At 54.6% G+C, this 24,154-nt stretch carries 19 protein-coding genes; 7 read left to right on the top strand and 12 right to left on the bottom strand.

The window, feature by feature from the left end; genetic code table 11:
- Positions 1–554 precede the first annotated feature (554 nt).
- The 6 genes from Q3Y58_RS10565 to Q3Y58_RS10540 form a co-directional block, all read right to left on the bottom strand.
- Positions 555–1,151: an FMN-dependent NADH-azoreductase gene (locus Q3Y58_RS10565; protein ID WP_319622198.1), complete on the bottom strand. Its 597-nt coding sequence runs from the start codon at positions 1,149–1,151 to the stop codon at positions 555–557.
- 192 nt (positions 1,152–1,343) lie between these two features.
- A complete protein-coding gene (gene metH / locus Q3Y58_RS10560; protein ID WP_319622197.1) occupies positions 1,344–5,090 on the bottom strand; it encodes a methionine synthase in 3,747 nt (1,248 codons plus the stop codon).
- 30 nt (positions 5,091–5,120) lie between these two features.
- Positions 5,121–6,050 (bottom strand): methylenetetrahydrofolate reductase [NAD(P)H], encoded by a 930-nt coding sequence (gene metF / locus Q3Y58_RS10555; protein WP_274218455.1) that lies wholly within the window; start codon positions 6,048–6,050, stop codon positions 5,121–5,123.
- Positions 6,051–6,052: 2 nt separating this feature from the next.
- Positions 6,053–7,081 carry an ArsR/SmtB family transcription factor gene (locus Q3Y58_RS10550; RefSeq protein ID WP_413697807.1) on the bottom strand — a complete coding sequence of 343 codons (1,029 nt, stop codon included), beginning with the start codon at positions 7,079–7,081 and terminating at the stop codon, positions 6,053–6,055.
- A 189-nt stretch (positions 7,082–7,270) separates the two neighbouring features.
- On the bottom strand, positions 7,271–9,388 hold the full coding sequence (locus tag Q3Y58_RS10545; protein ID WP_319622196.1) for a mechanosensitive ion channel family protein: 2,118 nt from the start codon (positions 9,386–9,388) through the stop codon (positions 7,271–7,273).
- A gap of 368 nt (positions 9,389–9,756) precedes the next feature.
- Positions 9,757–10,842, bottom strand: a complete 1,086-nt coding sequence (locus Q3Y58_RS10540) for a DUF2336 domain-containing protein (protein ID WP_319622195.1) — start codon at positions 10,840–10,842, stop codon at positions 9,757–9,759.
- A 399-nt stretch (positions 10,843–11,241) separates the two neighbouring features.
- Between Q3Y58_RS10540 and Q3Y58_RS10535 the strand changes: the two genes are divergently transcribed.
- Positions 11,242–12,150, top strand: coding sequence for a hydrogen peroxide-inducible genes activator (locus Q3Y58_RS10535; RefSeq protein ID WP_274218452.1), 909 nt, complete (start codon positions 11,242–11,244; stop codon positions 12,148–12,150).
- Between the two features lie 130 nt (positions 12,151–12,280).
- On the opposite strand, the gene Q3Y58_RS19510 is transcribed toward Q3Y58_RS10535, so the two are convergent.
- Complete coding sequence (locus Q3Y58_RS19510; RefSeq protein ID WP_413697806.1) at positions 12,281–12,418, bottom strand: hypothetical protein; 138 nt, start codon at positions 12,416–12,418, stop codon at positions 12,281–12,283.
- Between Q3Y58_RS19510 and Q3Y58_RS10530 the strand changes: the two genes are divergently transcribed.
- Positions 12,354–12,917, top strand: coding sequence for a response regulator transcription factor (locus Q3Y58_RS10530; RefSeq protein WP_274218451.1), 564 nt, complete (start codon positions 12,354–12,356; stop codon positions 12,915–12,917). The genes Q3Y58_RS19510 and Q3Y58_RS10530 overlap by 65 nt on opposite strands.
- On the opposite strand, the gene Q3Y58_RS10525 is transcribed toward Q3Y58_RS10530, so the two are convergent.
- A complete protein-coding gene (locus Q3Y58_RS10525; RefSeq protein WP_319622194.1) occupies positions 12,900–13,547 on the bottom strand; it encodes a helix-turn-helix transcriptional regulator in 648 nt (215 codons plus the stop codon). The genes Q3Y58_RS10530 and Q3Y58_RS10525 overlap by 18 nt on opposite strands.
- A 330-nt stretch (positions 13,548–13,877) precedes the next feature.
- Here Q3Y58_RS10525 and Q3Y58_RS10520 point away from each other — a divergent pair, with 330 nt between their 5' ends.
- Together Q3Y58_RS10520 and Q3Y58_RS10515 are read left to right on the top strand one after the other, a co-directional pair.
- The gene (locus Q3Y58_RS10520) at positions 13,878–16,121 is read left to right on the top strand and encodes a diguanylate cyclase domain-containing protein (protein WP_319622193.1); all 2,244 of its coding nucleotides are present in this window, start codon (positions 13,878–13,880) and stop codon (positions 16,119–16,121) included.
- 42 nt (positions 16,122–16,163) lie between these two features.
- Positions 16,164–16,505 carry a DUF2293 domain-containing protein gene (locus tag Q3Y58_RS10515; protein WP_319622192.1) on the top strand — a complete coding sequence of 114 codons (342 nt, stop codon included), beginning with the start codon at positions 16,164–16,166 and terminating at the stop codon, positions 16,503–16,505.
- Here Q3Y58_RS10515 and Q3Y58_RS10510 read toward each other — a convergent pair.
- Entirely contained in the window at positions 16,502–16,753 is a 252-nt protein-coding gene (locus tag Q3Y58_RS10510; protein ID WP_274218447.1) for a cytochrome c oxidase subunit II, read from the bottom strand. The two genes, Q3Y58_RS10515 and Q3Y58_RS10510, sit on opposite strands and share 4 nt — an antisense overlap.
- 257 nt (positions 16,754–17,010) lie before the next feature.
- On the opposite strand from Q3Y58_RS10510, the gene Q3Y58_RS10505 reads away from it, so the two are divergent.
- A complete protein-coding gene (locus tag Q3Y58_RS10505; protein ID WP_319622191.1) occupies positions 17,011–17,931 on the top strand; it encodes a glycoside hydrolase family 18 protein in 921 nt (306 codons plus the stop codon).
- 65 nt (positions 17,932–17,996) lie between these two features.
- Positions 17,997–19,469 carry a beta-1,3-glucanase family protein gene (locus Q3Y58_RS10500; protein WP_319622190.1) on the top strand — a complete coding sequence of 491 codons (1,473 nt, stop codon included), beginning with the start codon at positions 17,997–17,999 and terminating at the stop codon, positions 19,467–19,469.
- Positions 19,470–19,529: 60 nt separating this feature from the next.
- Here the strand turns inward: Q3Y58_RS10500 and ettA are convergent, their stop codons facing one another.
- Together ettA and Q3Y58_RS10490 are read right to left on the bottom strand one after the other, a co-directional pair.
- Positions 19,530–21,179 (bottom strand): energy-dependent translational throttle protein EttA, encoded by a 1,650-nt coding sequence (ettA, locus tag Q3Y58_RS10495; RefSeq protein ID WP_274218443.1) that lies wholly within the window; start codon positions 21,177–21,179, stop codon positions 19,530–19,532.
- A gap of 250 nt (positions 21,180–21,429) precedes the next feature.
- Positions 21,430–21,615, bottom strand: coding sequence for a DUF1127 domain-containing protein (locus Q3Y58_RS10490; RefSeq protein WP_274218442.1), 186 nt, complete (start codon positions 21,613–21,615; stop codon positions 21,430–21,432).
- Between the two features lie 185 nt (positions 21,616–21,800).
- Here Q3Y58_RS10490 and Q3Y58_RS10485 point away from each other — a divergent pair, with 185 nt between their 5' ends.
- Positions 21,801–22,748 (top strand): LysR substrate-binding domain-containing protein, encoded by a 948-nt coding sequence (locus Q3Y58_RS10485; RefSeq protein WP_319622189.1) that lies wholly within the window; start codon positions 21,801–21,803, stop codon positions 22,746–22,748.
- Between the two features lie 297 nt (positions 22,749–23,045).
- Here the strand turns inward: Q3Y58_RS10485 and Q3Y58_RS10480 are convergent, their stop codons facing one another.
- Positions 23,046–23,894: a hypothetical protein gene (locus Q3Y58_RS10480; RefSeq protein ID WP_319622188.1), complete on the bottom strand. Its 849-nt coding sequence runs from the start codon at positions 23,892–23,894 to the stop codon at positions 23,046–23,048.
- Positions 23,895–24,154 lie beyond the last annotated feature (260 nt).

The following is a 24,154-nucleotide window of genomic DNA, read 5'->3' as shown; positions in this document are numbered from 1 at the left end:
GCGGGGCCTTTTTGCATTCAATAAACCTGCAGTCCCGTATCCCCGATTCTTCACAAACCGTAAAAATTCCCCTGAGATAATTCAGGGAGCGCTTTCAAATTTGCAAAATTGCGACACCCTGCCGCATTCTTCGGTCAACCTTGAGAAATCGAGCTCGACGAAAGCCCACTAACCTTTTGATTAATGGCGATTTCGCACCGCTGTTTAGAATTAAAACAATCCAATCTCACCGGTTTTTTTCGTCGGGCTACGGCACAGTTTTCTGCTTTTTTTGTCTCACCTGTAATATTTTTGCTTTGCCCTCTCCGCATTGTCACATAGAGTTCACGGACAAACAGCCGATGGGAGGCAAAAACGTGAGCGTCAGTCAGAGCATCAACATCGCCGCTATTTCTCTCACTTTCCTGTTTCTGGGAGCCATCATCCTGGGAATTGTGTGATCGAGTAAAGCCCTTGTAAATGCTCAAGGCTTCATAGCCTGAGGCACTCGTTTGAAACAAAAAAGGCGGCCCACTTGGGACCGCCTTTTTTTGTTTGCTTTGCGCCAGAGCGGCTTAGGCAACAGCCTTGATGGCTGCTTCAGCCGCAGAGACAGCCTCATCGCCCTTGGTCATCAGACCGTCCGCCGCAATGAACTCAACATCTGTGATGCCGATGAAGCCAAGGAACTGGCGGATGTATGGGCTGTTGTAATCAAAGTCAGAGCCCAATGGCACACCACCAGAGGCGACCAGAACGTATGCCTTCTTGCCTTTCAAGAGGCCTTCTGGGCCAGCTTCTGTGTAGCGGAAGGTCACGCCAGCGCGGGCAACCAGATCGATCCATGCCTTGAGCGTGGCAGGAACCGAGAAGTTGTAGATTGGGGAGCCGATGACAATCACATCAGCAGCCTGCAACTCAGCTACCAGCTTGTCGGAAAGCGCCAAACGGGCCTTTTGCTCTTCAGAGCGCTGCTCGGGAGCCGTGTAGTTCGCCCCTACCCATGTTTCGTCGATGAACTCGAGTGGTTGGTTCAAGTCACGCACCACTACTTCAGCACCGCCATTTTTCCCGGAAAGAGTTTCGATCAACTGCTTGGAAAGCTTGCGAGTAACAGAACCAGCAGTCTGTGCAGAAGACTCTACAGAGAGGATTTTCAGTGTGTCAGCCATTGTTTTCTCTCGCCTGTCCAAGGCGTCCCTTGTTCGTTTCGAGAGTTAACATACGCACAAATTTCAGAATGATTAGAGCAGTTATTGTGAACAGTGCATTCAGCAACTGAGAAGAAGTTGCTAGACAAACAAAGAGGGTGGCCCCGCAGGACCACCCTCTTGATGCCGTCGAATGTGAGGCCTAAAACGGCGCTATTCTGCGGCTTCTCGCCGTGCTGGAATGTAGTTCAGGATCGGCGCAAGCCAGCGCTCGGCGGTCTCCAGGTCCCAGCCCTTGCGCCGCGCGTAGTCGATCACCTGATCCTCTTCGATCTTGCCAACACCAAAGTAATGGCTCTCCGGATGGGAGAAATAGAGACCCGATACCGCAGAGCCCGGCCACATGGCAAAGCTCTCAGTCAGCGTGATCCCGGTTTGGTTCGTGGCATCGAGCAGCTTGAACAGCGTCTCCTTCTCGGTATGGTCTGGCTGAGCAGGATAGCCCGGCGCAGGACGAATGCCGTCATACTTCTCGCCAATCAGCTCCTCGTTGCTCAGCGCCTCATCAGGAGCGTAGCCCCAGAACTCGGTCCGCACCATCTGGTGCATCTTCTCGGCGAAAGCTTCGGCAAGGCGGTCCGCCAGCGCTTGGCTGAGGATCTTGTTGTAGTCGTCCCCTTGTGAGGCGTAATACTCGGCCAGCTTTTCTTCGCCGTGGCCAGAGGTCACCGCAAACCCGCCAATATAATCGTCGATACCCAGCTCGGCCGGCGCGATAAAGTCGGCAAGCGCCAAATTCTTGCGGTCGGAGCTGGTCCGAGACATCTGCTGGCGGATGGTGAAGAAGCGTGACAGCTCCTTCTCGCGGCTCTCGTCTTCATAGACGATGATATCGTCACCCTCACGGCTGCACGGCCAAAAACCTACCACACCATTGGCCTGCAACAGCTTCTTCTCCACGATCTCCTTGAGCATCTCCTGAGCATCGTTGTAGAGCGCCTGGGCCGCCGGACCGTATCGATCATCAGTCAGGACCGAGGGATAGGTGCCCTTGATCTCCCATGTCATGAAGAATGGCGTCCAGTCGATGTATGGGACCAGTTCTTCCAGTGGGAAGTTCTCGATGGTCTTGGTGCCAAGGAACGACGGCTTCACCGGACGGTGGTTTTCAAAAGTCGGCTTGTAGGCGTTTGCCTGAGCTTCAGCCAGCGTGGTGCGCGCCTTCTGGTTCCGCGAGCGCGCATGTCCATCGGCGATCTTCTCATACTCTTCGCGGATCTCCGTATAGTATGGATCCCGCTGTCCCTCTGCCATCAGGCGCGAGGCCACACCAACGGCACGGCCTGCATCAGTCACATAGATCGCCTGACCGCGATTGTAATTTGGATGGATCTTCACCGCCGTATGAACACGCGACGTGGTCGCGCCGCCAATAAGCAACGGCATATCAAGGCCTTCACGCTCCATTTCGCTGGCCACATGGCACATCTCATCCAAGGAAGGCGTGATCAGGCCGGACAAACCGATGATGTCCACCTCATGCTCCTTGGCCTTCTCGATGATCTTTGAGGTCGGCACCATCACACCTAGGTCGATCACTTCGAAGTTGTTACACTGCAGCACAACACCGACGATATTCTTGCCGATATCATGCACATCGCCCTTAACCGTTGCCATGAGAATTTTGCCATTGGCCGATTTCTCATCAAGGCCAAGCAGCCGCTTTTCCTCTTCAAGGAACGGCATAAGATGGGCAACAGCGGCCTTCATCACACGGGCGGATTTCACCACCTGCGGCAGGAACATCTTGCCCGCGCCGAACAGATCACCCACAACGTTCATGCCGTCCATCAACGGACCTTCAATCACGTGAAGTGGGCGCTTGGCATTCAACCGCGCTTCCTCGGTGTCTTCGACAATGTAATCGGTGATGCCGTGAACCAACGAGTGCTCGAGCCGCTTTTCCACGGGGCCTTCACGCCAGGTCAGGTCGACTTCGCGCTTCTTGCCGCCACTGCCTTTGAACGTGTCGGCCACTTCCAGCAGGCGATCCGTGGAATCGTCGCGGCGGTTCAGCACCACATCTTCGCAGAGTTCACGCAGCTGCTCCGGCAGGTTGTCGTAAACAGCCAGCTGACCAGCGTTCACAATGCCCATGTCCATACCAACCTGAATGGCGTGGTACAGGAACACGGAGTGCATGGCCTCACGGACAGGCTCATTGCCGCGGAACGAGAACGACAGGTTGGACACGCCGCCAGAGATGTGAGCGTGCGGCAGGTTCTCAGAGATCCATTTGGTCGCGTTGATAAAGTCGTTGCCGTAGTTGTTGTGCTCCTCAATACCTGTGGCAACCGCAAAGATGTTCGGGTCAAAGATGATGTCTTCCGGCGGGAAGTCCAGCTTCTCTACGAGCGTGTCATAGCTGCGCTTACAAATCTCGATCTTTCGCTCAAAGGTATCGGCCTGCCCGGTCTCATCAAAGGCCATGATCACCACAGCCGCACCGTAACGCCGGACCAACTGGGCATGTTCAAGGAAGGCTTCTTCCCCCTCCTTGAGGGAGATGGAGTTCACCACCGGCTTGCCCTGAACACATTTCAAGCCCGCCTCAATCACGGTCCACTTGGAGCTGTCGATCATGATCGGCACGCGGGCGATATCCGGTTCCGCCGCCAGCAGGTTGAGGAAGGTGACCATCGCCTCCTCACTATCGAGCAGGCCTTCATCCATGTTGATGTCGATGATCTGCGCGCCGTTTTCCACTTGGCTGCGCGCAACATCCAAAGCGGTCGCGTAATCCCCATTCTTGATGAGCTTGCGGAACCGGGCTGAACCGGTCACGTTGGTGCGCTCACCTACGTTGACGAAGTTCACTTCCTTGGTCAGCGTGAAGGGCTCGAGGCCCGAGAGGCGCATCAAGCGATCAACTTCCGGCACTGTGCGCGGGGCAATGTTCTTCACCGCCTCATACACCGCATTGATGTGCGCAGGTGTGGTCCCGCAGCACCCCCCCACCACGTTGATCAAGCCGGATTCAGCCCACTCCTTGAGCAAGCTCGCCATGTATTCCGGGCTTTCATCATACTCGCCAAACTCGTTTGGCAGGCCCGCGTTTGGGTAGGCGCACACCAGAGTGTCTGCAACACGGGAGATTTCACTCACGTGAGCGCGCATCTCCTTGGCGCCTAGCGCACAGTTCAAGCCCACGGTAAACGGACGCGCGTGCCGAATGGAGTTCCAGAATGCTTCCGGGGTCTGACCAGAGAGTGTACGTCCGGAAAGGTCGGTGATTGTTCCGGACACCATCACAGGCAGCGCCACGCCCTTCTCTTCAAAGACCTCATCGATGGCAAACAGCGCCGCCTTGGCGTTCAATGTGTCGAAGATCGTCTCGACAAGAATGAGATCGCAGCCGCCATCCATCAGGCCGCGCACCGCCTCCGCATAGGCAATACGCAGCTCATCGAAGGTCACCCCACGAAAACCCGGGTTGTTCACGTCTGGCGAGATCGAGGCCGTCCGGTTGGTCGGACCAAGGCCGCCTGCGACGAAGCGCGGGCGAGAAGGGTCAATGGCCAGCATCTGCTCGCAAGCTTCTTTTGCAAGCCGCGCCCCTTCTTTGTTGAGTTCATAAACGAACTCTTCCATGCCGTAGTCGGCCTGCGCGATGCTGGTGGAGGAAAACGTGTTGGTTTCAACAATGTCCGCACCAGCTTCCAGGTACTGGAAGTGAATCTTGCGGATGGCATCCGGCTGGGTGAGGACCAACATGTCGTTGTTCCCCTGCAGCGGCATGTGCCACTGCTTGAACCGTTCCCCGCGATAGCCGTCTTCATCCAGCTTCAAGGCCTGAATCATGGTTCCCATCGCGCCATCAAGAACCAGAATACGTTCTTTGGCAGCGTCACTCAGTGTCTTGAACACATCGGATTTTTTGGGACTGGCGGAAATGCTCATTCTATCTGCTTTTCTGGTTTCTTCGTAATATCAGGCCGCGGCAAACGCAGTAGATTGGGACGATTGGGTTGCATCACGCAAACCCAGCATATGGCAAATGGCGTAGACAAGATCTGCCTTGTTCATGGTGTAGAAGTGGAACTCACTAACACCATGATCGACCAAATCAAGCACCTGCTCGGCAGCTACAGCCGCCGCCACCAGCTCTCGGGTCTTGGGATCATCATCCAAGCCCTCAAAGCGGCGGGCCAGCCATTGCGGAACAGACGCACCTGTCTTGGATGCAAAGCCGGAAATACCCTTGAAGCTCGTCACCGGCACAATGCCCGGCACGATTGGAATGTCGATACCTGCTGCACGCACACGGTCTACATACCGAAGGTAATCGTCGTTGTTGAAGAAGAATTGGGTCATGGCGCGCGTGGCACCGGCATCCACTTTGGCTTTCAAGACATCCATCTCTACCTCCCAGCTGGGACTTTCCGGATGTCGTTCCGGATAAGCCGAAACCGAGACTTCAAAATCACCGATGCGCTTGATGCTGGCGACCAGATCAGCCGTGTTCTGATACCCTTCAGGATGGGGCACATACTTCTCGCCCACACCTGCTGCCGGGTCCCCGCGCAAGGCCACGATGTGGCGCACACCCGCATCCCAATAGGCGCGGATGACCTCATCCACGTCTGCCTTGGTGGCGTCCACGCAAGTCAGGTGCGCTGCCGGTTTCAGGTTGGTCTCTTGCACAAGCCGCTCAACAGTGGAGTGCGTGCGCTCACGGGTAGAGCCGCCAGCACCATAGGTCACCGAGACAAAGTCAGGCTGCAAAGGGGCAAGACGCTCAATGGAGTTCCAGAGAGTCTGCTCCATCTTTTCCGACTTAGGCGGAAAAAACTCAAAGGATACGGCGATATCTGAGGCGCCATTCAATCTATAGCGGCGGCCCGGATCAAGATCAGCCATTGTTACGCAAGCTCCTGGGTAGGGTCGGCTACGGGAAGGTCCGTTGCAATGCGTCGGTCCTGCGCCAGCCAAAGGGTTACTGTCAGTTGTTCGGACTTGCCTTCTTCGGGGCAAAGGTCCTGCTGTTTCACAAGGTCGAGGTTGGCATCATCCAACCAGCGCGCCACCTGCTCATGGGAAAAACCTAGACGGCGGTGCGCGTGTTTTTCGCGAAGAAACTCAAGATCGTGCGGCGCAAAGTCCACGAGGAGCAAGCGCCCACCGGGGCGCAACGTGCGAGCAGCCTCTGTGATTGCCCGGGACGGCTCTTCCAGATAATGCAAAACCTGATGGATCACAGCCACATCGGTTGAGCGTGGCGGAATTGGAAGCGCATAGATGTCCCCCTGCCGCACCTGAGCGTTGTTGACGCCAGCCTTGGCAAGGTTGGCGCGGGCAACAGAGAGCATGCTCTGGCTGGCATCGATGCCAATACCACGACTATACTGATCCTGAAAAAGGTCCAGCAGGCGGCCAGTCCCTGTGCCCAGATCTAGAAAACTGTCGAAAGGCTTCGAACCAACCGCCCTGCGCATCGCAGCTTCAACAGCAGCGTCAGGCACATGAAGATTGCGCTCCTGATCCCAGCTGTCAGCGCGTGATGCGAAATAGGCCGCAGCCTCCTCAGCCTTGGCCCGGCGCAGCGCCTCAAGGCGCTCTCGATCAGCCGCGAGGACCGGATCATCAGGATCGGCATGGGAGAGGATCGTGCGAGCAACCGCTGCACTGCCGCTATCTCCCAGACGGTAGTATACCCACGCGCCCTCTGGATAACGCTGGATAATGCCCGCCTCCGAAAGAAGTTTGAGGTGCCGAGAGATGCGAGGCTGACTTTGGCCGAGAATGCTGGTCACATCCTTAACCGTCAGCTCCCCTTCCTTGAGCAGGGCAAGCAGCCGTATACGGGTGGTCTCACCGGAAGCCCGCAGGCAAGCCACCAGCTCATCCACTCCAGCTCTACGATTGTTGTTGGGGCGTACGCTCTCAATCACCGCTTCAACCTGTCCCTTACACTCACTGGATAAGTTGATATAAAGATATCTTTATACGTGCAAGGAAAAAGTTGCTCCAAGTGCGCTACCGCTGTAAAAAATCGTTTCTGTGTTGCACCCGCTCCAGCTACAGCGAAAAAAAACGCGGGACCAACGGCCCCGCGCCATTATTCACGCATGAGATTGATGTCAGCGGTCATCTCCACCGGCAGCTTGTTTCAACTGCTGCTCTTCAACCGCAGGCAAAACCGCGCCTGCGATCGCCCGCTTCTGCTCTTCGGTGAGCTCCCGTGTCTGATCTTCATCGGACAAGCGAACTTTCACCTCCCGGTGGGCAAAATGAATGCCCTCTTGAGCGAAGATGTCGCGAATTCCGGCATAGACCACCTTGCGCAACTCGAACTGGTCACCTGGCTTGGTCATGAACTTCACGCGCACAATCATGGCTGAATCTTCCAGCGCCGTTACGCCCTGTGACTTTACCGGTTGCAGGAACTTCGGCCCATAATCCGGGTGCTCCAGCAGGCTCTGACCAAACTTCTTGATCAACTTGCGCACTTTTTCAACGTCCGTATCGTAGGTCACACGGAACGCCAGTTTCATCATGGCCCAATCGCGGGAGAAGTTCTTTACAAACTGAATCTCTCCAAACGGCACGGTGTTAAGCGGCCCGTTGTGGTGACGCAGCTGCATGGACCGGATCGATATCTTCTCGACGGTGCCCTTCACTTCGCCAATGTCAATGTACTCCCCCTTACGGAACGCATCATCAATGAGGAAGAAGGCGCCTGAGAAGATGTCTCGGATCAACGTTTGAGCACCAAAACCAACGGCCAGACCAACCACACCAGCACCGGCGAACAGCGGTGCAATGTTGACACCCAGCTCCGACAGAACCACCATCACAGAAATCACCACGATGGTAATCAGCAGGAAGTTGCGAAAGATCGGCAACAGGGTTGCAATTCGGCTTTCACCCGCGCCCCCAACTTCACTCTCGCCCGGCTCATTGCCGTTGCCACCGCCCTCTTTTTCCATCTGCGTGTCGATGAGCAAGGCCACTGCCCGATAGGACATGTAGCCAAGAAACATGACGATAAAGATTTCAAAGAAACTGCCGATAAACGTATCATCCTGAACAATGGAGACGCCCCAGCGTGCAAACAGCCAACCAAAGCCAATAAGCACGATCAGAATCAGGGCACCGTGGTCGACCAAATCACGATAAGGCTCGCGGGCGTGTTCTTGTTCCATGGCAGTGGCTCGCGCCTGTGCCCTCAACTCATCGGCATCCACTTGCTCGCCCTTGGCCGCAGCCTCCTCCTCCATGGCAACGACCAGTCTGTCGACCGCCTCAGGTCTGTCGCGTCGGGGCAACAAGACCCGGTCATTCAACAGGATCAGTAATCCATAGGCCAACATTGCAACGAGTGCTGCCTCAATAGGGGCAATCACCAGTCCGAGCTGCGACGGCAACTCCAGAACAACGCGGTGCATGGAACTTAAAAACGCAAAAGCAAAATAGACCAAAGCCGGAATGTGCCAGAAACGGCCAAGCATCATTCGCCATTTAGCCGGGTTCTCGTGCCCGGAAGCCTCTCCGCTGATTGCACGCCCAATCGCTTGTCGGAACATCAACGCGACGACACTCAAAAGAACAGCGGCCAGCAAGGCGGTCAGTATGAGGGCTGCCTTGTGCGCGGCTGTGGCAACACCAATCTGGTCCAACCACATGCAAACGCTCAATGCAACCGCCGTAACCAGCACCGCAGCCATGAAGGATCGATAAAGCCCTTTGGCCACATGATCTTCAATGGGCACCATACGATAGCCCGAATAACGGGGCGCGAGCACGCTGTACGCAACGATGTTAATGCCCCGGAACAACAGATACCCCAGCAAAATGGTCATGGCTGTCATACGCGTCGCCGGGTGACCATTGGACAGAGCAAGAATGATGACGCCAGAGACAACAGCGTTTGTCAGCACGGCGAGCGACATCATTATTGCCCGTGTCAGAAGAAAGCCGATCTTCTCCGTTCGCACGTCTGGGCTTTTGGAATAAAGGTCTAGAAAGTTCAGCTTGCCCCACCGCTGCAGGGAGTTTCCAACAAAGTACCCGACAATGATGGCCGCCAACGCAATGCCCATCGCCCAGTAGATCCAACCGGTCCGACCATCTGGGTTCACCCGCATGATCGCGCTTGCGACTTGCTGCGGAGCGTCTCTCAGCTCAAGCAAAAGGCCCCGAAACTCTTCTTCAAAGGCGTAGGCGGCTTCCATCGAAAGCTCCTCCGCATGCTGCATGGAAGAGCTCACAGACTGAGTTTCCGAGGCCGCCGTGGCTGGCGCTGATGTGCTGGCCTCTGTTTGTTCCTGCTGTTTGTTGAGCAATAGGTTGAGCTGCGCTGAACTCGGGGAGACCGCCAGAAACAAGAGTGCGAACAAGAAAGCAAAAGCGAGAACAACAGAGCGCGAAAATGAACAACGCTCATTGCGCAGGGCGAAACCATCGCTCCCAGAACGCAAACAGAATAAGGACACGACTTCCTCCCGGTAACAACTCAGGCAACTAGAAATACCAAAATACACCTATGCAGTTTCTTTACTACTAAAATAAGAAACCGCATTAAGCGTATTGATGCTGCTCAGAACCAGAAAGATAAAGCGCGTCTTTAATCCAGTTTTCGTTCTCCCCAAATACTGAACATGCGTGTTGCCTCTTTCAAGGACAACTGCTGGAACAACTCCAGCGCATGTTCGCGCTTGACCTTGGAGAGGCGGTAGCGCCAAGGGCCAATGGCAAGAAGCGCACGAACTGTCATGAGTGACAATCCAATTGATTTGGAGGCAATGATGAAGGGTTCAGTATCCGGGCGAACCATCCAATGCCGGGCTTCTTCCGCCCCCAAACGGGCAAGAACTGAAAACGCTGCCACAGCTTCAGGAAAACGGTCTTCCTCTGCGAACTGGCGTAGCTGATGTTCTCCCAGACGCCCCTCCCGGGCGATGGCATAGACCTTACCTTCTGCGGTTTCGAAGTCATACCGCCCCAGCCAGAACTCGTTGCTGAGCTTGCTTGCTGCCACGTTGGCGGCCTGCGACAACCGCCCTGCTTCTTCCATGCGGCCTTTTTGCAGAAGCTGGATCTTCACCTCTTCACTGGCAACTTCGATCAGCTGCTGGATCTGGCTTTCGACAAGATCCTCCCGATTTCCCAAGGCTTGCTGCAAAAGCTCGTCACTCTCCGCGTCCCCGATGAGATCGTCCACACTGTCATGACTGAGCTGGGCTCCCGCATTGGCAGCGACTGTGCGTTTGACCGGAGTGTCGCCCTTGGAAACAAGAATGCTGGTAACGCTTTCGGGCAGAATGGACCGCTGCGCAATCGCCAATCGGTGATCATTGGTGGCCTTGTTCGCAATGTTTTGCAGATCAAGATCTCGAAGAACCGTTGAAGACTTCAGGATTGGGGCAGCGACCTCAATATGGTCCTCTGCCAGCAACCGAATTGTTTGCTCTGGCGCACGGCGCAACTCCGCCAGACACTCTGACAAATAAGCGCGGGCTTGCTGCTCAATCATCGAAGAGAGCCGCACCATCACATCGTCATAGATAGCAATCTGCTCATCAGAGCACCGCTCTGATGTTCGTGAGAACAAAAACGCCACGTGCCGTGCAAGCTCGCTGCGACGCTTTTCATCCTTCTCAGCCGCCAGGGCGTCGAAATCAACTAAGTTCGATTTAGTCATGACTGACATGTACGAAGCACCATCTCTCACAAATTTTCTTAAAATTATCACGCGCGCCTGAAGAAAAAATATCTCAGCGGATTATGTTTTGAATAAATTGCAGTTTTGAACCAAAGCTTTTTGTTAGTGTTAAAAAGCTCTTAATATGAGAGGCTTACCAGCTCTCCATCAGCACACCAACCATCCCGCGCACTTAGCGCCAGACGAGGATTTCCCTTGCGTTCTACCATGATAGGAACGGTGTACTCTGCTTAGCAGACAACTTTTAGCCGGCATTGGACCGCCTCAACTAGTGGCACACATCTTCTTGAGGGCGAGAGGTCTCAACTCTGGCCATTGCCGATCCAAAATCTTCTCGATAAGAAAGAGCATCCTTTCATCGATATCTTCATAAGCTATATTGATTAAATGATTACACTCAAACAACTCCGTTACTTTTGGCATCTGTCACAGACTCAGCACTTTGGGCAAGCAGCTGAGGCCGCCGCAATCTCCCAACCCGCCCTGTCCATGCAAATCCGCGACATGGAAACCACGCTGGGCCTCACGCTGGTAGAACGCTCCTCAAAAACGTGCGCTCTCACACCCGAGGGTAAGGTTGTCGCTCGGCGCGCAGCAGAGATACTCAGTCAGATCAAAGACCTGGAGGACTACGCACAACAGGCTCAAAACGCCTATGGCGGTGCCATTCATCTGGGCATCATTCCTTCGCTTGCGCCCTACATGCTCCCCTCCATTCTGCCTGCAATCGCAGACGAGCTTCCCGACCTTGAGTTGCGGCTTCGTGAAACCATGACCGACACTCTGGTTGAGGAACTCAAGAACTCAGAGCTGGACGCGGTCATTCTTGCGCTACCCATCGATGATCCGGAGCTTGAACAAAGGCCGTTGTTCATTGACCGGTTCCTGCTCGCCACTCAGAACGCGCCGGATCTCGACGAGCGGCGGCGCATCAAACCGATCGCGCTCGATTTCGACAGGATGCTGTTGTTGGAGGAAGGACATTGCCTTCGCGCTCAAACCCTAGACTTCTGCGGGAACTGGTCGCCAAAATTTGGCGACGGCCTGGGCGCCACCAGCCTTGCAACCATCATGCAAATGGTTGCCAATGGATACGGGGTCACGATTTTGCCGGAGATTTGCATCCCAGCCGAAGTCAATGATGAGCGTGTCGCTCTGTTGCGGTTTGAGGAGCCACAACCCTCTCGGCAAGTTGGCCTGATCTGGCGAAAGTCGTCTCCCCGCGCAGCCCTTTTCGAACAGCTTCAACGGATCATTCGCAGCAAGTACGACGAAAAAATTCTTGACGAAAATTAATTTACACTTGAAATAGCGGCTATGGGATTTTGCTGATCGGGCGAAAGTGTTGTACCAATTCTCGCCATCTTTAAATTGAAAAGCCAATTAAACACTCGGCCCGCAGCGGAGCGGACCTGAAAGCTCTAGTTTAGATGTTGCCTTCAAACACCACCGAAAAGCTTAGTTCTTCTGCGCTAAACGCACCTCCGCGGGAAGTGGAAGTGTTGTTTGACACGATGGACCGGCTGAATCGCGGCGTGGTGTTGCTGGAAGCCGACGCCACCATTACGGCAGTAAACGCAACGGCAACGAATCTGCTGACAAACGCCAACTACTTTCGGCTGTTCTTGGGCAAAGTGGAGCTGGTCGAACAAGCTGCACAAAAACAGCTTCTGGCCGCGCTGGCCAAGGCAACTGAGCAAGAGGGCAGCAACGAAGCCAGCGAATTTGTCATTCGCCGCGAAACTGAGTTTCTACGCCCGCTTCATATTGAGGTTGTCGGCGCACGCCAGCGTGATGAAAGCGCAGGCCGCATCCTTATGTTCATCACCGATTTGGAGGCCGATTGGTCAGTCAAGATCTTGCGGGCCGCGCGGATCTTTTACCTGACCGAGCGAGAGGCTTCCGTGTTGGAGCATTTGTCAGGCACGGAAACAGAACAGCAGATTGCCGAAACGCTGAGCATCACACACAACACACTGCGCACCCACCGCAAGAACATCTACGCGAAGTTGAACGTGAACAGCCGCCTAGAACTGGCGATCCTGTTATCCCGCCTCACCTGATCCACGGATCGTCCGCACCCGGTAAGTACACCGTCGTGCCCCCGATACAATGTGCTCTTCTCGCACAACAGAGCATTCCGGACCTAGCATCTCACGAAAAATGTCCAGCTCTGAGCGACAGAACTCCTGACATTTGGCCGCCGCCGCACAGATGGAACAATGGTTCTCTATGAGCAGGTAGCTCCCATCCCCCAGCGGCGCCACTTCAGCCATGTAGCCTTCGCGGCTGCGCTGATCTGCCAACACATTAAGGCGGTCGGGCAACCCCTCCACACCATCAAGTGCCTGAGAATACTGGGCGCGGGCCGTATTTTCCCGGCGCTGTATCAGCTTCTCAATACCGCTGTCGCCATAAATTTCACGAACGCCATCCAGCATTTCGACCATCAGGTTGCTGTGATTGTCTGGAAACTGGCTATTGCCTTTATCTGACAAGGACCACACCCGCTTGGGCCGCCCTACAGATCCCTTGATATCCTCAAAGGCCACCAGCCCATCCTCCGAAAGCCCGTCAAGGTGCTGTCGGATGGCAACTGTGGTCACACCAAGACCCTTCGCGAGCTCCGCAGAGGTTTGCGGACCACGAGACTTCAGCGCATATAGGAGGCGGCTTTTCGTGCGTTCATTCATAGCTCCTTATATATAATGCAAAACGTCAATTTGGAAATATAATACTTTTCAAAATATCACCTGCAGCAATCACAAAAATCCACTCATCTCATGCATTGCCAAAAAAGCGCCGACTAAAACAACACCCTCCTGATGATCTCACTGCATTCCGAAGGGTAATTTCCTGTGATTATCCCCAGACTGCTTTTTATAACCATGTAAAACTTACTGAATACGGCGACCAGTAGCCCTTCAAATCTTTAGGGTAGACACACAATCAAGAGGTCAACAAACAACAAATTACTATAATGCAAACCCAAGCAAGTTTTACTAAATTATCAGAGAGCAGAAATGACAAGAGTCGCCGAAAGGTCCCGCAGCGTTTATAGCGTGGCGCAGCAACTGCCTTGGCTGCATGACTGGGAGTTCATGGCCACCGCTTTGCAGACTCTCGAGTTGTTCTATGAAAAGCCTGTGCGCTTTATCTGCTTTTCTACCTGGCGGATTCTGGCACCAGATCAGTCCATGATCACCGCAAGGGCCCCGCTGGTCTGGCTACGAGATACGCTCGACACCAAGCCGGGAGCCGTCAAACTCTCCCGTGCAAGCCTGCCGAATGATCGCATTGAGGCGGCAGCCGCGGTTAGTTTTGACGATGAAATTATCGGCGCCCTTGTCATGCTGCCGGCAGAAGACGGCCTCGCCCTTGACGACAAGCCATTGGCCTATTTGGGCCGACTTGCAGAGGCCATATCCGCCAACCTGTCCGGCCTCGGCTCAATTGAACAGATTGAGACCCGAAAGCCGCACCCGAGTTTCACACTCGGCACCCCACGCAAGGGGGTGATGCCTGCATCGCTCGGCAGTGCAAAAACAACCGCTCCATGCGAACGAGACCGCCAGCGATTCCCTTTTGAGGACCACCCCTGCCCCACCCTTCTGGTGTGGATGGATGAGTTGCAGATTTCTCAGATCAACCGGGCTGCCCGCCGCCTTTTCAAGGAAGAAGGCATCAGCGCACGCGGCGAGACCCTCGCCCAGATCTACGAAATCGAAAGCGGTGACCAGCTGAGTGACAAGTTCGACGAACTCACAAGCCACTGCACCTGCCAGCAAGGGGTGACCCTGAAGGTGCGTAGCCCGTCCACCGCGGAGCATGAGCTACGCGTATCCCGCACGCGCAATGGCTCGGAGGACGCGTGGCTGATTTCAATCATGGACGTGACCTCGCAGCTGCAACAGCAAGCAGAGGTTCGGCAATTGGCGGTCACCGACAAGCTGACCGGATTGCACAACCGCCTCGCGTTTGACAAGCGCGTAGAGCGCGCTTTTACGCGAGCAGCTGAACAGTCTCATGAGATAGGCCTGCTGATGGTAGATATGGACCACCTCAAGCTGGTCAACGACACCATGGGCCACGAGTTTGGCGATGCACTCTTGAAGGAAGTCGCAAACCGCCTGAAAAGGCTCGAAGAAAAAGGTCACCTTGTTGCCCGCCTCGGCGGGGATGAGTTCGCAGTGCTACTGGAGCCCATCACTTGCGCCGAACTGCAGCAGACCATCAAGGACCTTCCGGAACTCATTCAAACGCCCGTCAAGCTGGGAGACCAGCTCATTCACCCAAGCGTCAGCATTGGTGCCGCTTGTTATCCGCGCCATGCAGATAACGCCAAGGATCTGATCCGTTTCGCCGATGTTGCCCTCTATTCCGCCAAGAACAAGGGGCGCAATTGCACCAAGCTGTTCTCAGAGGGTATGCAACAAAGGCTCGACCGCTCGGCCACCATCGCGGAGCGGGCCCGAGGCGCCGTGGAGACGCGTCGCATCGAACTGGCTTACAGCCCCATCATTGACCTGCAGACCAATGAGATCAGGCATCTGGCCGCTCAACCCTGCCTTCCCAAGCTGGGCGGACGACAAAGCCGCGAAGGGGGACTTTACGACAGCCTGAGTGACTACGGTCTGATTGCAGACCTTCATGCGTTGGCATTGGAGCAAACCATCACGGACATCAAGCGTCTGGATTCCGATCAATTCCCGTTCGAGAACGTCACTGTCACCACACCACTTCAGGCTCTTTTCCGGTCCAGTTTTCTTAGCACACTCGTTGAACTGACAGACCATGCAGGTATTGCCCGCGAGCGCATCACCATTGAGGTCAACGAAAGCAAGATCACGCCGCGCAACCACATGGGTGTGGTTCAGCGCCTTCAAGACGTCAGTCAAATGGGCTTCGGCATTTGCCTCAGCCATTTTGGCTCCGGCATCGCCTCCCTGTCCTATCTTAGCAAGCTTAACCTGCGGTTCTTGAAGATGGATGCCCAGGTCATCGAGCAGCTTTCCAGCCAGCGCAATGGCCGGTTGCTGCTTGCTTCTGGCTTTGGCGTTGCCAGAAACCTGAATCTGTCCATTGTCGCAACGAACCTGCGCAGCGACGTTCAGGAATGGACATTCGACCAACTAGGCGGCATGCTCGGCCAGCGCGGTGGAAGTGCTCATACGGTATCATTGCGGCACTTGCTGAACCTGTGCCCCCAATGGAATATGAATGGGGCGGCTGCACCTTCGATCGCGCAAGGAACTGGCACGCACTGACGACACGCCCATTGGCGCAGAGCAAGGGCATGAAGGACGAAAATGGCAACCAAACGACAGCGAAACATGGCGACCGCGCTGGCAACCTTGCTACCGCACGTGCCATATGCTGACGCCCAAGACATCAAGGAAATGGCCAATGCCCGCCATTTGCGCCATCTGCCCCCTGCGATATCGCTCAAGCTTTGTGCGCTTACCCACGTTCGGCACAACTACACCGACTACGACACGCTAATGGATGAAGGGATGGATCGCGATGCGGCCCGCTACTGTGTCCTGCCGGAGATGCTCGACGTGCTGGATCAATGGGGCATGCTCATCACGGAAGATGAGCTTATGACAGACAAGGGGCAGGAGCCCCTCGCCCCGAACAAATCTTGTTAGCGGCAAACGGCCACGATCCACGTAAAGGCCAGGAAAACCAGGCAAAGCGCAGGGACAATAATGGCAGGATAACCGAAGAAGATGATCGCAAGCCCCCAAATCACAAAGAAATTGGCGCAAAAATAGTACTTCGCGTCGCTCTTGCCATGAACGGCATCGCGGAAAAGCCAACCGATGACCGGCACAAGGAACAGGAGGCGCATAAATAATGGGTCGCGCTCAAGCGCGCTTTCTTCGACTACACTCATGGGGAACCTGCTAATTAGAATTATTTGAATTTGATATTTATCAAAGAACGCTCTCAAGCAATGCGGCAATTGCGCACATCTACGTAGAGGCACCCCGCAGAATTGAACCTTATACGCAGTTTTTTGTAGTCAAAGTATCGTGGGGCCATTTACCGAGGGGTGACAATGCCGCCTAAATCGCCTCGCTCTCCCCTCACGACCTGCATTAAGAATCGTCACTCCGTTTAGGTCATTACGACCCAAAAAGGAGAAGAACGATGTCCTCATCTCAGATCGTCATCTATGCAGACAACACCAACGTTCCCATCACCGGGTTGATCGGCAGTTCCTGCACCATTGCCATTCAGGCCTTCCTTTACTCCGAAGACGGCTCAACTTTGCAGATGGATTATCCGCTTCAAGCGGCCGTGCAGGATCCCTCCATCATCTCCAGCACCAAGGAGAATGGAAAGCGCAAGGTTCTGGTTTCTGTGGGCGGCGAAGTTTTTGCGTCCAGCGCTTGGAAAGCGGCGGCATCCGATGTCAGCAGCTTCGCTTCACAGATTGCCGCCTTCGTTGAACAGTACAACTTCGACGGCGTCGACATCGATTGGGAAGACACAGGCGCAATTTCAGATGGCAGCTACGACCCGACCACCTTCCTTGTAGACCTTTCAAGCGCTCTGAAGTCCGCCTTGCCAAGTTCTCAGAACTTCATCACCCACGCTCCACAATGCCCCTATTTCTACACGGGCAGCGATCTAGATATTTACAGCACAATCGCCAAGAACGCGGGCGACAATATCGATCTCTTCAACATCCAGTACTACAACAACGATTGGTACGTCGGCAGCTCTGGCTCCGATGAGGAAGAAAAGGTAGCCGGACTGACCGGCAGCTCAGTGTTCCCCTCCAGCATCATGGGCATCAAGGCTCAAGGCCTCGATGTCAGCAAAATGCTCGTTGGCAAGCCAACCACTTCAGACAATGCGAGCAGTGGCTACCTCGATGACGATGATCTGGCAAGCTATGTGGTCACGCCGCTTGCCAAGGAGCTGGGATCCGACTTCGGCGGCGTCATGGGCTGGCAATTTGCCACCAGCTCATCGTCTTCAGACAATGTTCTGAGCTGGATCGAAGCCATGAACTCAGCCATCGAAGCCGGGTCTTCCAGCACCTCAACCCAAGCCGCAGAATAGTCCAAAACATCTCAGGCGGAGCCAAGCTCCGCCTTTTTCCTTATGCCCCCAAAGAGGCAAAAGCCATGACCCAAACCACGATCACCATTCAGAACAACAGAACCGATGAAGAAATCTATGTCCTGCTGACGGCAGAGAACATGGAGGAGGGGAAGCAGCCAAAACACGCCATACAGCTCAACAAACCCACAAAGCTGTCCAAGGATACAGTCGTGAGCTTTGAGACGATCAAAGCTGCACGCCTTTATGTCAGCGTTGGCCCCGTGTCACCTGCACCAAAGCTGGATGACGATCAGTACTACGGTTGGATCGAGTTCAGCAAAACCGAAAAGGCCGGCACCCTCTGGATCAATCTTACCAATGTGGACATTACAGGCCTGCCACTTGCCCTGTCTGGCAGCGAAAATGGCAAACCATTCAGCCTCGGAACCCTGTTGCCCATGAAGGCTCCAAAGAAAGACCCTCAGGAGCACTCACTGATTGGCGCGCTGGAGAAGATCTTCACCAAGGAACGGCCCGTTAAGGCCAAGGTGCATTGCAAAAACGGATACATTAAGGTCTTGTCGCCCATACACGCGCCAGAAAGTTACGCATCCTTCGCACCATACATCAAGCGTTTATGCGAGGCCAACGCGCCAGTATCCATCACCTCTGACGCACCGACAGGGACGAGTGCCGTGACCTTCAAAGGACACTTCACCGATCCTGCCAAGAACAAAAACAACAACGTGATGGAGTTGAAGGACGGCAATGGCAACACGATCGCCATTGACGATAATAACCTTACTACAAAGACCCTATACCAATGTGCTGGCGGTACTTACCTTTACAATGGCAAGCCCGAGCCTTTCAACATACCCATAAAAAAGGGCGACCCGGAGAAAGATCTGAAGAAGATCTTGAACTCCGTCATCCGAAACATCCTCGTAGGTTTCAATGAGGGTTACTTCAGTGAAAACGGCCCCAACGACAGTGAATACTTCTCAGGAATGAAGCCTTTCGAGCATGGCGGCAATCAGTACGCTCAAGTAATTCATCAATACACCAACTCCTACGGCTTCCCCTATTCAGATGGCAACCTGAAGACATTGATACAGGCGGACGCAACAAAGACAGTCACGCTGCATGTTCTGAAGGATACACAGACGGGCTACTATCAAGAGTACCCGGTTCAACCCAGTACGGGCCTCTATCAGTTTGGCATTGGCGGAGGCAGCATGACGCTGGGGCCAATCAAGATCAACGGCTTCACATATGAACCGGACGATACAGGCGCCTACGGCGGCTTCCTACCCTATCTACCTGAATGGACGAAAATGGAGTTTACTGGAAAAAGCGAGCACCAAAACCACTACATCTGGATCAAGAATGGCGACGTCATTGAAGGCAACTGCCTGACGGGTCATCACATCTGGGTTAACGGCTCCAAGCCGCCTAAACACTCAAACAAGGCACCCAAGGGCTACACGGATCTAGCGTGGGGCGCGAACCTGAAATGGCAGAGCGGCGCAACACCCCCACCCCCGCCCCATCCATGACATCACCATGCAAAAAGGCCCGCTGCAAGAGCGGGCCTTTCAGTCAGGAATATAAGTCGCTTAGCGGGTAAGCGGCTTGTACTTGATGCGGGTTGGGTCTGCCGCATGAGCACCCAGACGGCGCACCTTGTCCTTTTCGTAGTCTTCAAAGTTACCTTCAAACCACTCAACGTGGGAGTCACCTTCAAAGGCAAGCATGTGTGTTGCAAGACGGTCGAGGAACATACGATCGTGCGAAATAACCACAGCGCAACCGGCGTAGTTTTCAAGCGCATCTTCCAAAGCCGCAAGCGTTTCGGTGTCAAGGTCGTTGGTCGGTTCGTCGAGCAGCAGAACGTTTGCGCCAGACTTCAGAACCTTCGCCAGATGGACGCGGTTACGCTGACCACCTGAAAGGTCGCCGACCTTCGCCTGCTGTTGAGGCCCCTTGAAGTTGAAGGAAGAGCAGTAGGCACGGGAGTTGATTTCCTTGCCGTCGAGATAGATCACCTCAGCGCCTTCGGAAATTTCTTCCCATACGGTCTTGCTGTCATCCAGCTTGTCACGAGACTGATCAACGTATCCAAGGTGCACGCGGTCGCCCAGCGTTACGCTGCCACTGTCTGGCTTTTCCTGGCCGGTCAGCAGCTTGAAAAGGGTAGACTTACCCGCACCGTTCGGACCGATCACACCAACAATACCACCGCGAGGCAGCTTGAAAGACAGGTCTTCGATGAGCAGGCGGTCGCCAAAGCCCTTGGACACGTTCTCGACATCGATCACGTTCGCACCGAGGCGCTCTCCAACCGGGATCATGATCTGCTCAATGGACGGCATACGCTCTTCCTGAGCGGCCAGCAGATCGTCATAGGCCTTGATACGTGCCTTTGACTTGGTCTGGCGGCCCTTCGGAGACATGCCCATCCACTCCTTCTCGCGCTTGATCGCGCGGGAGCGAGCCATGTTCTCGCGGCCTTCCTGTTCCATACGCTTTTCTTTCTTCTCCAGATAAACGGAGTAGTTGCCTTCGTATGGAATGCCCTGACCACGGTCGAGCTCAAGAATCCAGCCTGTCACGTTGTCGAGGAAGTAGCGATCGTGGGTGATGATCAGAACAGAACCCTTGAACTCACGCAGGTGGCGTTCAAGCCAGTGAACGGTTTCAGCGTCCAGGTGGTTGGTCGGTTCGTCCAGCAGCAGCAGATCTGGTTCGGAAAGCAAAAGCTTACACAGAGCAACACGGCGGCGCTCACCACCAGAAAGGTTGGTTACGTCCGCATCAGATGGAGGACAGCGCAGTGCTTCCATTGCCATCTCGACCTGGCTTTCCAGGTTCCACAGGTCCTGTGCGTCGATCTCGTCTTGGAGCTGAGCACCTTCCTCGGCAGTTTCCTCCGAGTAGTTCATCATCAGCTCATTATAACGGTCCAGCTTGGCCTGCTTGTGGGCAACGCCTTCCATGACGTTTTCCATAACGGTCTTGTCTGGATTCAGATGCGGTTCCTGAGGCAGGTAGCCAATCTTGGCCCCATCTGCGGCCCAGGCTTCACCGGTGTATTCCTTGTCCAGACCCGCCATGATCTTCAAAAGGGTCGACTTACCCGCACCGTTAGGACCGAGGATACCGATCTTGGCGTCTGGGTAGAAGGACAGGTGAATGTTGTCGAGGACTTTCTTTGCACCGTAGGCTTTGGAAACCCCGTGCATGTGATAGATGAATTGGCGCGCCATTGGGTGCCTACATCTCCTGAATTGTTCGCAAAAACTAGAAATCTCTGGAGAGCACTCATAACGGAAGGCACGCCATGGGGCAATGCATAACGTTGAGCCCATGGAAAACCCGTTAGGTTTCTGGGGGTTTTCCGGGCAGCGCATTAAGGCACCCATGCTTTACAAATCTCACAGGCCTTGCTTTTAATCAAAAAGAGCCCGCTTCTGTGTGAAGCGAGCTCTCAAATCAATGGGAACATGTGCAGGGCCTTCAGGCGCGCCAGAATGGTTTGTTCGCCAGTGCCTTCAGCTGCGAGCGTGTGAAGCCCAGATCGCGGATAACCGCTTCATCCATGGAGGCAAGTTCTGAGCGCATGGCTGCGCGTTCGGCATGACGCCCATTCCAGGTGGAAAGCATTTCAAACAGGCGAGTGCCGCCAAAAGTGATCATAGACATTACTGCCCTCTTGTTTTTGTTGGTCTGCTCTTCTTCGGACCGCCCCGGTCCGCTGGGGTTCTGAAACAGCTAAGCTTTGGTGTACTCAGTGCTCTCTGTTTCCCTATATACGTGCAGACTTTTTGTCATAAAATCGAAATATTCAATCAATACTGTGAGCATACCTCACACTACGGGTTTCATTTATGTCTGCGCCTCTCCCCTCTCTGACAGCCCTGCGGGCCTTTGAAAGCGCGTCTCGTCACCTGAATATGTCTCGCGCCGCTGAGGAGTTGTTCCGCACCCATGGCGCCGTGAGCCGTCAGATCAAACAGCTGGAGGAGGAGCTGGGCTACCCGCTTTTTGTCCGCGGTGGCCGCCTTCTGGAACTCACAGATGAAGGGCGCGTACTCTCAAAGCGCCTGTCAGCTGCATTTGACGACATTTCAAGCACACTGGAAGACCTGCAGGAGAAGCGAAAAGGCAAGCCTCTAGTCGTGGCGTGCGGCTCAACCGTGGCGGTGCGCTGGCTTGTGCCGCGCTTGATGACGTTTTACCACCAGCACCCCAAGATCAAGATTCAGCTTTCCCTCTCCACCCAAGTGGAGGAGATGACAGGCCGCTCGGATGTTGCCATTCGCTGGGGCGGAACCGGGGGCGAGCTGGGCGGCGCGGGCCACATTCCTCTCATGGATGACCGCATAGGCCCGGTCTGCAACCGGTCGTTCGCGCAAACCCATGGGATCCACGAGGGCATGGCGCCGCAGGAACTTTTGCAAACAACCCTTATTCACTCAGATACAGTCCCAAACGCTTGGCAAGACTGGCAGGAGTGGATGGGACTGGATGGCCCATTGCCCAAACATCAGGCAATCCGCTTCGAGCACTTCTTCCTTTGCCTCCAGGCAGCGGTCTCCGGCATTGGCCTTGCCATGGCCTCGCAAGCCTTGGTTGCGCAGGATCTGGAGCTGGGCAACCTGATCGCGCCGCTCGGTTTCGTGAAAGTCTCAGGCGGATATGAAGTTCTCAAGTCGGATCAGCCCCAGAATGCAGAGGCCTGTGACAAGTTCATCGGCTGGCTGCTCTCGGAAGGACAAAAGACTCAGGCAGCTTTGCGCAAACACCCTGAAGCAGCACAAAGCAGTGCCTCATGAGCCGGAAAACACCAATATTTCCAATAGATAAGCCTGAAATAAAAAGGGGCGCACTCCGCTAAAGCGGGTGCGCCCAAGGAGTTGACACTCCCCCATCCGAGTGTCAGCCGAAGCTGATTAGAGATATACCGGCTTCATAATGCTGACACATTGACATATCTCAAGAATTATTGCCGCTTCCATTGAATTTTCTTAAAAACTCCACCGCGCACAAGAAATTCTGCGCCGCTGCGTTGAAGATCAGAGGTAGGCTAGAGTTAAACCAAAACAAAACTGGGGCTGCACGCCGCCAATAAACTAGAGTTCATCCTTCAAGCTTTCAGCGCGCGCAATAAGGCCTTCGGAAACAGTACAGGCACCCCCCACCCCAAAACCGTCACGCGCAACGCCCTCCATTAATCCGACGCAAGTATCAACCAATCCGTCCTCCGTTGGAGGTTCCAAGGCCAAGGTCAACGCAGGCTTCTTGTGATCTGCCATCCATCGTTGAAAGGCCTCCAGCGTGCCCGATTGCCCAACAGCCATCACCGGCCGCATGCCGGCACGGTTGTAAACCTCGGAAATATGAGCAAGACCAACATCGCGCACGGAAGCCGCCGAAGTGCCACGAAGCTCGCGCGTCATCAAGACACCGCCCGCTTTCCCTGCGAACCGCAGAGAGACCCGCGGCCCTACCACCGTGGACCGTGGCATTTCATAGAGCGACTTCGCAAGATAGCGGGCAAGCTCTGCTTCAGTGTTGGTAACGATCAAGACCTGATAGTCTCGTGAACGCAGGAATGCGATCAATTCTGCTGCACGCTCATTTCGCACCAAGACCGCATCAGAGCTGCCGAAGTGCTCCTGCTCCAGATAGCGCTGAAGAACGTTCTCACGGTAAGAAGAGAGCCGGACCTCCTGAAGCAAGTCTGTGGCTCTCGCCTCTGGTTGAAGGCCCTTTGTTGTGGCCGGAACGGGTGAAGGCCCCACGTGCGGGCCCCACAAGAAGCCATCTGCCTCAATCACAGCAAGGCGCTTGTCGATATCAAGGTAATCGGCTGATCCGGCGCGCGTCGTGCGCTCCACGAACTCGATCAATCGATGACGGACCTGCTCGGCCTGCCATGATCCAAGTATTTCCGTATGCTCCACCCCTGTGGGTTGCATAACGGCTATTGCGCCTGTTGCAAAAAAAGCTGCCCACTTCATTTTTATTATTAGCCCTGACACGAATTCTGTACTTCGTCATCAAACTGGGTTGATTTTGTGAACTAGTCGCAAGTCTAACGCTTTTGACTGTGAACTTGCTTAAGGAATGGGATTCGCGCCTGAGTTTTTCAGGTAGGGGCAACTGGTTATGAATAGATCCCATAAAATTGCATTTTATCAGTTCATTAAGCACACTTGGCGTTTCCCTTTGCTTTTCC

Origin of the sequence: Nesiotobacter zosterae, assembly GCF_033843645.1 — a bacterium.
GTDB classification, from domain to species: domain Bacteria; phylum Pseudomonadota; class Alphaproteobacteria; order Rhizobiales; family Stappiaceae; genus Pseudovibrio; species Pseudovibrio zosterae.
This window is presented reverse-complemented; position numbering and strand designations above follow the sequence as displayed.

Excerpts from the sequence above, each read along its gene's own strand:
- Q3Y58_RS10510 (WP_274218447.1), bottom strand. The coding sequence starts at position 16,753 with ATGAGTGTAGTCGAAGAAAGCGCGCTTGAGCGCGACCCATTATTTATG.
- Q3Y58_RS10535 (WP_274218452.1), top strand. The coding sequence starts at position 11,242 with ATGATTACACTCAAACAACTCCGTTACTTTTGGCATCTGTCACAGACT.
- Q3Y58_RS10500 (WP_319622190.1), top strand. The coding sequence starts at position 17,997 with ATGACCCAAACCACGATCACCATTCAGAACAACAGAACCGATGAAGAA.
- Q3Y58_RS10520 (WP_319622193.1), top strand. The coding sequence starts at position 13,878 with ATGACAAGAGTCGCCGAAAGGTCCCGCAGCGTTTATAGCGTGGCGCAG.
- Q3Y58_RS10480 (WP_319622188.1), bottom strand. The coding sequence starts at position 23,894 with ATGCAACCCACAGGGGTGGAGCATACGGAAATACTTGGATCATGGCAG.
- Q3Y58_RS10505 (WP_319622191.1), top strand. The coding sequence starts at position 17,011 with ATGTCCTCATCTCAGATCGTCATCTATGCAGACAACACCAACGTTCCC.
- metH (WP_319622197.1), bottom strand. The coding sequence starts at position 5,090 with ATGAGCATTTCCGCCAGTCCCAAAAAATCCGATGTGTTCAAGACACTG.
- Q3Y58_RS10525 (WP_319622194.1), bottom strand. The coding sequence starts at position 13,547 with ATGAATGAACGCACGAAAAGCCGCCTCCTATATGCGCTGAAGTCTCGT.
- Q3Y58_RS10485 (WP_319622189.1), top strand. The coding sequence starts at position 21,801 with ATGTCTGCGCCTCTCCCCTCTCTGACAGCCCTGCGGGCCTTTGAAAGC.
- Q3Y58_RS19510 (WP_413697806.1), bottom strand. The coding sequence starts at position 12,418 with ATGGTGGCGTCGGCTTCCAGCAACACCACGCCGCGATTCAGCCGGTCC.
- Q3Y58_RS10515 (WP_319622192.1), top strand. The coding sequence starts at position 16,164 with ATGGCAACCAAACGACAGCGAAACATGGCGACCGCGCTGGCAACCTTG.
- ettA (WP_274218443.1), bottom strand. The coding sequence starts at position 21,179 with ATGGCGCGCCAATTCATCTATCACATGCACGGGGTTTCCAAAGCCTAC.
- metF (WP_274218455.1), bottom strand. The coding sequence starts at position 6,050 with ATGGCTGATCTTGATCCGGGCCGCCGCTATAGATTGAATGGCGCCTCA.
- Q3Y58_RS10565 (WP_319622198.1), bottom strand. The coding sequence starts at position 1,151 with ATGGCTGACACACTGAAAATCCTCTCTGTAGAGTCTTCTGCACAGACT.
- Q3Y58_RS10490 (WP_274218442.1), bottom strand. The coding sequence starts at position 21,615 with ATGTCTATGATCACTTTTGGCGGCACTCGCCTGTTTGAAATGCTTTCC.
- Q3Y58_RS10540 (WP_319622195.1), bottom strand. The coding sequence starts at position 10,842 with ATGTCAGTCATGACTAAATCGAACTTAGTTGATTTCGACGCCCTGGCG.
- Q3Y58_RS10545 (WP_319622196.1), bottom strand. The coding sequence starts at position 9,388 with ATGCAGCATGCGGAGGAGCTTTCGATGGAAGCCGCCTACGCCTTTGAA.